The organism is Okeania sp. SIO3B5, assembly GCF_010692555.1.
Taxonomy (GTDB): domain Bacteria; phylum Cyanobacteriota; class Cyanobacteriia; order Cyanobacteriales; family Microcoleaceae; genus Okeania.
The window spans coordinates 1-9,662 of record NZ_JAAHHG010000392.1; the positions used below are offsets into that span (position 1 = coordinate 1).

Annotated in this window: 8 protein-coding genes; 4 read left to right on the forward strand and 4 right to left on the reverse strand. The window is 36.2% G+C overall.

Going from position 1 to position 9,662, the window contains the following annotated elements; all coding sequences use genetic code 11:
- The first annotated feature begins 225 nt into the window (after window positions 1-225).
- The gene (locus F6K54_RS32975; protein WP_293087494.1) at window positions 226-573 is read left to right on the forward strand and encodes an NAD(P)H-quinone oxidoreductase subunit M; all 348 of its coding nucleotides are present in this window, start codon (window positions 226-228) and stop codon (window positions 571-573) included.
- Here the strand turns inward: F6K54_RS32975 and F6K54_RS32980 are convergent.
- Both F6K54_RS32980 and F6K54_RS32985 read right to left on the reverse strand, forming a co-directional pair.
- Window positions 525-806 (reverse strand): hypothetical protein, encoded by a 282-nt coding sequence (locus F6K54_RS32980; protein ID WP_293087497.1) that lies wholly within the window; start codon window positions 804-806, stop codon window positions 525-527. The genes F6K54_RS32975 and F6K54_RS32980 overlap by 49 nt on opposite strands.
- 39 nt (window positions 807-845) lie before the next feature.
- Window positions 846-1,121 carry a hypothetical protein gene (locus tag F6K54_RS32985; protein ID WP_293087499.1) on the reverse strand — a complete coding sequence of 92 codons (276 nt, stop codon included), beginning with the start codon at window positions 1,119-1,121 and terminating at the stop codon, window positions 846-848.
- A gap of 500 nt (window positions 1,122-1,621) precedes the next feature.
- Here F6K54_RS32985 and F6K54_RS32990 point away from each other — a divergent pair, with 500 nt between their 5' ends.
- Window positions 1,622-3,775 carry a protein phosphatase 2C domain-containing protein gene (locus tag F6K54_RS32990; protein ID WP_293087501.1) on the forward strand — a complete coding sequence of 718 codons (2,154 nt, stop codon included), beginning with the start codon at window positions 1,622-1,624 and terminating at the stop codon, window positions 3,773-3,775.
- Between the two features lie 47 nt (window positions 3,776-3,822).
- Entirely contained in the window at window positions 3,823-5,271 is a 1,449-nt protein-coding gene (locus F6K54_RS32995; RefSeq protein ID WP_293087504.1) for a serine/threonine-protein kinase, read from the forward strand.
- A gap of 1,168 nt (window positions 5,272-6,439) precedes the next feature.
- Here the strand turns inward: F6K54_RS32995 and F6K54_RS33000 are convergent.
- Window positions 6,440-6,808: a DUF1823 family protein gene (locus tag F6K54_RS33000; RefSeq protein WP_293087507.1), complete on the reverse strand. Its 369-nt coding sequence runs from the start codon at window positions 6,806-6,808 to the stop codon at window positions 6,440-6,442.
- A 99-nt stretch (window positions 6,809-6,907) separates the two neighbouring features.
- On the reverse strand, window positions 6,908-7,936 hold the full coding sequence (gene gap / locus F6K54_RS33005) for a type I glyceraldehyde-3-phosphate dehydrogenase (protein ID WP_293087510.1): 1,029 nt from the start codon (window positions 7,934-7,936) through the stop codon (window positions 6,908-6,910).
- Window positions 7,937-9,128: 1,192 nt separating this feature from the next.
- On the opposite strand from gap, the gene F6K54_RS33010 reads away from it, so the two are divergent.
- The gene (locus F6K54_RS33010) at window positions 9,129-9,374 is read left to right on the forward strand and encodes a hypothetical protein (protein ID WP_293087513.1); all 246 of its coding nucleotides are present in this window, start codon (window positions 9,129-9,131) and stop codon (window positions 9,372-9,374) included.
- Window positions 9,375-9,662: the final 288 nt, after the last annotated feature.

Sequence of the window (9,662 nt, forward strand, 5' to 3'; positions counted from 1 at the left end):
CAAGAAACGGACGTGGAGGCAAGCGTCAGACTACTGCCAAAGTAGCAGCAGCCTGTGAGACGTCAACCCACCGAGGAGCTAAGGCTCGGTAGGAATCCCCGTGCCTTTAGGCCGGGGAGGATGTCAATGAACTAGAAATCTTGAATTGAAGCGCTTAATTTAAAATCTGGTACTATACTAACTGCTAAGAAAGCACTGTAACAAAAATTCTACCAAAAATTACCGATGCTATTAAAGTCAACAACTAGACATATTCATATTTTTGCCGGAGTTATAGAAGACAATGAACTTGTTCCTGATGACAAGGTATTAACTCTCGATATCGACCCTGATAACGAACTTAATTGGAATGATACTGCTGTGCAGCAGATTAACAGAAAGTTTGACGAGCTGGTAGAATCCTATAGTGGGGAAGATTTAACTGAATACAACCTACGTCGTATAGGTTCTGATTTAGAGCATTTTGTGCGATCGCTATTACAATCTGGTCAAATTAGCTACAATCTAGGTGCTCGTGTCAATAACTATAGTTTAGGACTACCAAGAGTAGATATTGACCCAGAAGCTAAATAGCATATTAAGATTGAATCTCTAACATAATAATCTGATAACATTTTTGTTATCGGATTATCAAAATAATTGGGTCGCTCCACCCCGCCTTGATTGGCGATCTGGTTTTTGAAGCCTTGCTCAAATCCTCGTGACAAAAATAACTTCTGACTTCTGACTTCTGACTTCTGACTTCCCTCCACCCCGCCTTGATTGGCGATCTGGTTTTTGAAGCCTTGCTCAAATCCTCGTGACAAAAATAACTTCTGACTTCTGATTTCTGACTTCTGACTTCGCTAAGTCTGTGCTCTTCTATTCTGATAATGTTGCAAAAATTGCTTCATAGATAATTGACGATTGGCCATAAATTGACTCCAAGCACCAGGAAAAAATTGCTCTAGAGTTTCGACTAAAGCAAAAATTTCTAGATTCAGCATTTTATAATATAATTCATGAGAATGTTTAAGTTGAGTTAACAGCTCATCTATGTTTATCTTAGAATGTGGCTGTTTGTCATTAGTTTCTTGATTGGTAAAATTACTAAAAGCACCAGAATCAGAAGATTTAGACATAAATTACCTCAAATGATTAAAAACAATATATGATAAAATTAACTTAGTACAACTGATAATTGAAATAATATTTATAGTTTTATTAGTAAAATACTTGAATAATTTAGATATTTTTAGATAGATCTTGAAATTATGCTGAAAAATCCAGAACAAATACCTAATTCACCTAGCATAAATAATTAGGGTTTGCTGATTAATCATGAAAGCCTTATCAGGTAAAGATTCTAGCCTTTTCAGGTACTAAGGCAGTACCAGCTTTTAGGTGGTAATGGTTCAATTAGGAGCGTATTTTGGGCAACATAGGAGAAGAAAATCAAAGGACGATTATTCTGACCACCTCTTCTATAATTCCCATTCCTCCTGACTTTACCGATTCTGGATTCTGGATTCTGGCTCCTGCCCCTACCACTTATACTTTATTCAGCAAACCCTAATTAAAGATAAATCTAATTTATAAAAGAAATGGCCGAAAGCTGCGAGGACCCTTGATGCAAAACACTATGCCAAAACACTACCTGTGGGCTATAGGTGAAGGGATCAAAACCTATCGGCCAGGAGAAATGATAGTAGATCGTTATCAGGTTGAAGACGATCAAATACTGCTGGATACTCAACCAGAAGAAATGCCCCAGATGCCCAAAGAAATTCCGGGTGAAATAGAACCATATCTGAGATTATTTCCATATAGACTTCATATTCCTCAAGTTTTTGGAATTTTATCAGTAACAGAAAAAAAAGGGACTCGAGAAATTTGGCTCTTAGAAGGAGGGCCAATAGATGCCAATTCCGGAAGCATAATGCCAGACATACCTACAGCATGGAAAGATGCTACACCAATGCGACAGTTAAATTGGTTATGGCAAATGGCTCAACTTTGGCAACCGCTGAACGTGCAAAAAGTAGCTTCTAGTTTGCTAAACTCAGAGAATTTGCGGGTAGAAGGACAATTAGTACGCTTATTAGAGCTACAAGCAGATCGAAAATCTTTGACATTACAGCACTTAGGTAGATTCTGGCAGAAATGGGCAAGGAATGCTCATCCAGCAGTAGAAAAATTCTTGAAACAACTGTTTCACCAAATGATTGCAGGTGAAATCCACAATACAGATCGACTTATAGGACAACTAGATCGAGCTCTGGAAATATTGGGGCGATCGCAAATTAGAAAAATTCACATTGCCACTGCTACAGATACCGGACCTAATCGTTCTAACAATGAAGATGCTTGTTACCCACCGAGTAAAACACCAATTAGCTGTCCACCGAGTAATAAAACAGTAGCTATTGTCTGTGATGGTATTGGTGGTCAAGAAAGAGGGGAAGAAGCATCAGAATTAGCAATCAAAGTTTTGTACCAAAATTTACAGAATATATCCGAAGAAGGCGATCCTCTAAGTATAACTACAAAATTAGAAGAATCTGCTTATGCTGCTAATGATGCTATCTATGAGCGTAACGATAACGAGCAACGTCAGGGTCGTCAACGGATGGGAACCACTCTGGTTATGGCGCTTGCCCACCTCCACGAACTCTACATCACTCATATAGGAGATAGTCGTGCTTACTGGATTACTCCAACTCGATGCTATCAAGTAACTTTAGATGATGATGTTGCGACTCGTCAAGTCAGGTTAGGTTACTCATTATATCATGATGCCGTCAACCAAGTAGCATCAGGCGCTCTAGTACAAGCTTTAGGTGTTACTGCCTCAACAAGTTTACATCCAACTGTACAACGTTTTCCAATAGATGAGGATAGTATTTTCTTGATTTGTTCTGATGGTTTAAGCGATCGAAATAGAGTAGAGGAATATTGGCAAACAGAAATATTACCATTACTACAAGGGAAAACAAATCTAGCTACAGTCAGAGATAGATTAATAGAAATTGCTAACGTTACAAATGGGCATGATAATGTAACAGTAGCTTTAGTGTATTATCAAGTAACTGATAAAGATCAGATAACAGAATTGTCTCTTCCACCTGTAAAAGTTCAACATTTAAAATTACAAAAATCACGAAAAAATTCGGAATTTAATTCATCAGATAGTCAATTTTTCGACAATAAACCCAAAAATTTTCCATACGACTCAGAATATAAAAGTGGGTGGTTTTACTTGTTAGGAATTTTGATACTTCTGGTATTAGGTGGAATATTAGCATATTTTTTAAGTCCCTTAGCAAAAGAATTAACACCGCCATGGCCTGTAAAGTCTCCAAATAGTAGTACTGTTGCAGCAAATACGGAAAAGCCTAGCCAACAACCAAATCCTACATCTTCTCCTAGTTTATCTTTGGATATAGGTTCATTTATATTGATTAATCATAGCGATCGTTCTCAGGAAAAGTTACACGAACCAATTGAATTACTAGATAATACAACAAATAAGAAAGTTATAGGTATAGTTAGTAATGGTAGTATTCTCCAAGTAACTAGAAAAGTAACTAGAAAATCTAATCAATCGGAAGAAACTTGGTTAGAATTACAAGTTTTTTGTCTAACTGAAACTCCCTCAAATATTGAACCAGAATTATCTAATGTTTTACAACCAAAAGAGAAAGGTTGGATTGAACAAGCCAAAATAGAGAGTAACTTGGATGTCATTATTTTGGAAAGAAACTCAGAAAAACTAGATGGGTGTGTAGAAGATTAGTTAGGCATAAAGGCGTTAAAGTTTGATCACTGATAACTGAAAAAACTATGCAATCTGGAAAGATCTTAAGACAACGTTACAAAATTATCGACTCTCCTCTTGGAAGTGGAGGATTCGGAGATACCTACTTAGCTCAAGACTTAGATCTACCAGAAAATCCGAAATGTGTAGTTAAACATCTCAAACCTAAAAGTTCAGATCCAGGAGTTTTGCCTGTTGCCCAAAAGTTGTTTGAGAGAGAAGCAAAGACGTTATATAAATTAGGCAAAGACTCAGAGCAAATACCAAAATTATTTGCTCACTTCCAAGAAGGAACAGAATTTTACTTAGTACAAGAATATATAGAAGGGCACGATATAAGTAAAGAAGTGACTGGGGGGAAAAAATTAAGCGAGTCTTATACTATTACCTTACTCAAAGGAATCTTAGAAGCATTAGCAGTAGCTCATCAAAATAATATTGTTCACCGAGACATCAAACCCCAAAATTTGATGCGTCGTAAGTCAGATAACAAAATAGTATTGATAGATTTTGGTGCAGTCAAAGAAATAAGTGTATTAACCACAGCTAAACAACCAGGTGTAACTACTTTCACTGTAGCAGTCGGAACACCTGGGTATATGCCAAGCGAACAAACTAGAGGGCAACCAAAACTAAGTAGCGATATCTATGCAGTGGGAATGGTAGGAATAAAAGCACTGACTGGTAAAAACCTAGAAGATTTACCAAGAGACCCCAAGACGGAACATATTATCTGGCGAAATGAAGCACGAGTGAGCGATCGTCTGGCAAATATATTGGATAGGATGGTACATGAATATTTTCTGCTGCGTTATGAAAATGCAACAGAAGTATTAGAAGCATTAAATATTCAAACTGGCCAAACAAAAACAGTAGTAAAAACTGGTCAAACAAAAACGGTAGTAGTAAACCCTCAAACCCCACTCAATAAAAGCAGAAGACAAATATTGATATTAGGAGCTTTGGTATTAGTAGGTGGAATATTAGGATATTTTTTAAGTCCCTTAGCAAAAGAATTAACACAGCCATTGGCTGTAAAGTCTCCAAATAGTAGTACTGTTGCAGCAAATACGGAAAAGTCTAGCCAACAACCAAATTCCATATTTTCTCCTAGTTTATCTTTGGATATAGGTTCATTTATATTGATTAATCATGGCGATTATTCTCACGAAAAGTTACACGGACCAATTGAATTACTAAATAATACAACAAATAAGAAAGTTAAAGGTATAATTAGTAATGGTAGTATTCTCCAAGTAACTAGAAAATTGAATAAATCGGAAGAAACTTGGTTCGAATTACAAGTTGTTTGTTCAACTGAAACTCCCTCAAATATTGACCCAGAATTTTCTAATGTTTTATTACAACCGAAAGATAAAGGTTGGATTCAAGAAGTCAAAATAGAGAGTAACTTGGATGTCATGATTTTGGAAAAAAATTCAGAAAAACTAGATGGATGTTTCAATAATTATTAATTAATAATTAGGGCTTGCGGATTAAATCTAAAATCATTAACAGATAAAGCTTTTAGCATTTTTAGGGCTAGAAAAAGTGCTAGAAGTGAGGTCAAAAAGGTTTAAAAAGTTAGCACAAAAGGCTAACTAGGACAGAAAAATTAACAGACCATTTTTCCGACTACCTCCTCTATAGAACCCCTAAGTGTATCTTTAATTTTCTCTTTTTTGTCAGTCAGGCGATCGCCAATCATCCAAAAGTAGTTTCAAGCTCAAAATTAGACAAGAAGGGAAAACTATAGATTTAACTTATCACGTCAGTAATTAAAATTATTTATTTTAATCAAACAAGTTCCGATTTTCCACAAATTATTACAAAATATTTCACGCACTTGCGTTATTTCAGGCATTTGGTATCATAGTTTGTACATAAGGTATTGTGCCAATCTTGTGTTTAAAAGTAAAAAATTCTGTCTTGAATAAAGCTACAAGCAAGTATTTACGTTAATATCATCCAGAATATTTATATTTTTGACAAAGGTGAATAATCTCAAAACGAGAAATTTTAGACAAGTAGAAATGCTTAAGTAATTATGGCTATTGACAGATAACAAGTTAATAGAGTAGTAAGTTGCGGCAGGCTGTGAATAGTCATTTTTGATAATTTTTCGGTTTCCAGCAACCCTGATAGTTGTTAGGCTGCGATGAATTCGGCTTTCTGTCAGCCAATGTATTTCAAGAAAAGATCCGGTTAGGGGTTCTATAACTCCCATTTATTCTTACTCCTGTCTCCTGACTCCTGACTCCTACCCTCAACCATAAGACTTTTTCAGCAAACCCTAATTAATTATTAACAAATACATCTCCTTGAAAAGAAGAGGATTGACTCATTAGTTTATACTTTGGGCATTGCTGAGGTGGGGGCAGGCATCCTGCCTGTCCCTGTCTGCGGTGAAAATATCAGGAACGGGGAACGGGAAACGGGGAACGGGAACGGGCAAGATGCCCATTCCACATCCACATCCACTTCCACAAAACTATTAAAATAATCCCGGATTTATGCAACGCCATACTTTGAGTAAAAAACCTAATATTAATCATTCTAGCAATTGATTAATCCAAAATCCTGTTCATTAAAAATCTAGAATAATTTGTCACTGTGCAACGCCACAATTTGAATTAAAAAATATCAACGACTACTAATTTCCATGTAGCTTAAAAGCCAATTTGCCATAGTAGCACGACGTGCTTGTACAGGGGTAAATTCCCCTATTTTATAACCTTTGAAACCCAACTTTTGCTTCAATAACTGTTTATTTTCTTTAGGAATAGAACGAGTTAATTTTACAGTGGGTGGGCGAAATTCAATAAAATTAGGAGGTTCTGGATATTCATCTCGCCACTCTGGTGCTACACCAGAAGCATCCCACTTATCAGTAGTAGTATCATAGCGATAACCAAGATAATACCAAACTAATTGGTTAACAGTATGATCGTCAATTTTTGCATCAATAATTGCCTGAATAGTTTCTGTATTCAGTGGTGGTAGTTCAGACATAAAAGCTGAATTTTGTTAACTTATTTTTATGATGATTATATTATAAAATGTAGAGGCGTGAAGTACCTCTACCATAATTGAATTATTGCTAGTTATCTATTAACTTAAGATACCTTCTTTTTTTGCCATTGATAACATTAAATCTACTACTCGACAAGAATAACCCCATTCATTATCATACCAAGAAACAACCTTAAAGAAATTGGAGTTAAGTTCAATTCCAGCACCTGCATCAAAAATACTAGAGTGAGAGTCGGTGGTGAAATCAGTCGAAACTACAGGGTCTTCAGTATACCCAAGAACACCCTTCATCGGTCCTTCAGCAGCAGTTTTCATTGCTGCACAAATTTCTTTGTAGCTAGTTGACTTCTCGCTCTTGAAAGTTAAATCAACTACAGAAACATCTGGAGTCGGAACCCGGAATGCCATACCAGTCAGTTTGCCTTTTAATTGTGGTAAAACCAGAGTTACTGCTTTTGCTGCACCAGTAGAAGCGGGAATAATATTTTGAGCTGCACCACGTCCACCCCGAAAATCTTTTTTACTCGGACCATCTACAGTTGGTTGAGTAGCAGTCATAGCGTGAACAGTTGTCATTAGACCTTCTGCCAAACCAAAATTATCATCAATAACTTTCGCAATAGGGGCTAAACAATTAGTGGTACAACTAGCATTAGAAACAATTGTATCTTCGGTAGGCTCAAAGCGATCGTGATTAACACCCATTAACAAGGTTTTTACCTTATCTGGATCTTTTGTTGGAGCTGAAATAATGACTCGCTTTGCTCCTGCTGCCAAATGATTTGAAGCACCATCAAAAGTAGTAAATAATCCTGTAGACTCAACTACATAATCTGCACCTTTTTCTTTCCAGGGTAGTTCAGCAGGGTTTCTAACTGATACACATGGAATAAATTTTCCGTTAATTGTCATACCATCATCTGAAGCTGATACATCTCCTGGGAAACGTCCATGAGTTGAATCATACTTTAATAAATAGGCTAGGTTTGGTGGTGGTACTAAATCGTTAATCCCAACAAACTCAATTAAGTCGGGATGGTTGAGTCCAGCACGGAAAACTAGACGTCCAATACGGCCAAATCCATTGATTGCTACTTTTAAGGCCATGGATACACTCCTTTTAATGAATATAAGTATGACAAATGCTTGATTTGATTAGAACCTATCACGAAGATAATTGTTTCAAATATATTCTTTTCCATATTTTAAGAATTTTTCTGTCAAATGACTTAGGTTTGACGGAATGCTTATGCCCTAGACTAGATGAATTAGAGTTTGCTGATTAATTCTCGCGCGTATTGACTGATATTGGCTAAGTGCGTTTTTGGGTTGAAAAAAGTACCAGCTTTTCGGTGGAAAAAGCTTAAAAAGATAGTATTTTGGGATGATTATGGCAGAAAAATTGTCTCTCAATTTTTCCGACTACCTCCTAATTAATTCCCCATTTCTCCTGTCTCCTGTCTCCCCCTCCTGGGAGGGGCTAGGGGTGGGTTGTCTCCTACCCCTACTAAAAGATTTATTCAGCAAACCCTAATTGGGGCTGGCTGAAAAAGTCTTTTTTAAGGAGTAGGGGAGTAGGGGAGTAGGGGAGTAGGGGAATAATTTTTTTTGCCCAACTATGCGCTCCTTAATGCGCTCCTTTTTGAGCGTGAAGAGCTAAAAACCAAGGTATTTCAGACCTAAAAAGGCTAAAACCTTTATCTGGTAATTATTTTAGATTTATTCAGCAAACCCTAATTATAAATCCACTTATGCAATTTTGAAAAAAGAATGTTACGAATAATAAGCACCATAAAAAGACTTTCCGACAAAGTATGTTTCACGAAAAAGGTGATTTTAAACATCAAAAATGGTATTTAATCTATCCATTATGCATTCTAAATTCTAAATTCTGAATTATAATAAATACCCTAACTATTTGTAGCAAACATTTATCAATTTGGTATTAGCTACCCAGCAGGTCGAGTCCAAAATTTCATACTTGAGAATATTTTTTACAGATAATACTGAGTTTTTACAGAGTTTACATCAGTATTATCTACAATGTAAATTGATAATTATTAAGCTGAAATAATTTATCTTTTTGAGAAATTATTTCATTTAAAGAGCTATAGATTTGCTTTTTGTTTTCTATAATTAATCATTATATTTACATCTGTAATACTGCTGAATAATTGAATAAGCTTAGATGAATTTACTGAAAAATAAATTCACAAAAACTTCATTTAATTCTCTAAAAAAGCATTGGAATTAACTATAAAATCAAGGTATAATCTAAAAAAGTAAGCAATATAAATCAATGCAAAATTCATCTACTATAAAAATCACAACAGTGGCTTCAGGTTTAAGAAGAGTTAGTACAGATTCTACTAAAGAAATTGCAACTTTTGAGAGTATAAATAAAACAGATGCTCAAGCTAATAAATTAGGCAATGGTTACATTCTCAGAGGAAGTACAGATATGACTATTTGTTGTGGAGATGAGGAAAGTAATTTTTCAAAAAATAGTCATAATAATTTAATAACCAATCTTATTTTTGTTTAATGAGTTACAAAAAAGGCGTTGCTGAAGCGTGTTGATGATGTTAGTCTTAATTCTTTAGGAGTCAACCCACCCCTAATCCCCTACTGTGGAGGGTAGGGCTGTTTCATTCTCAATAGACACGGAGACACGGAGACAGGGAGACACGGAGACACGGAGACAGGGAGACAGGGAGACAGGGAGACAGGGAGACAGGGAGACAGGGAGACAGGGAGACAGGGAGACAGGGAGACAGGGAGACAGGGAGACAGGGAGACAGGGAGACAGGGAGACACGGAGACAGGGAGACAG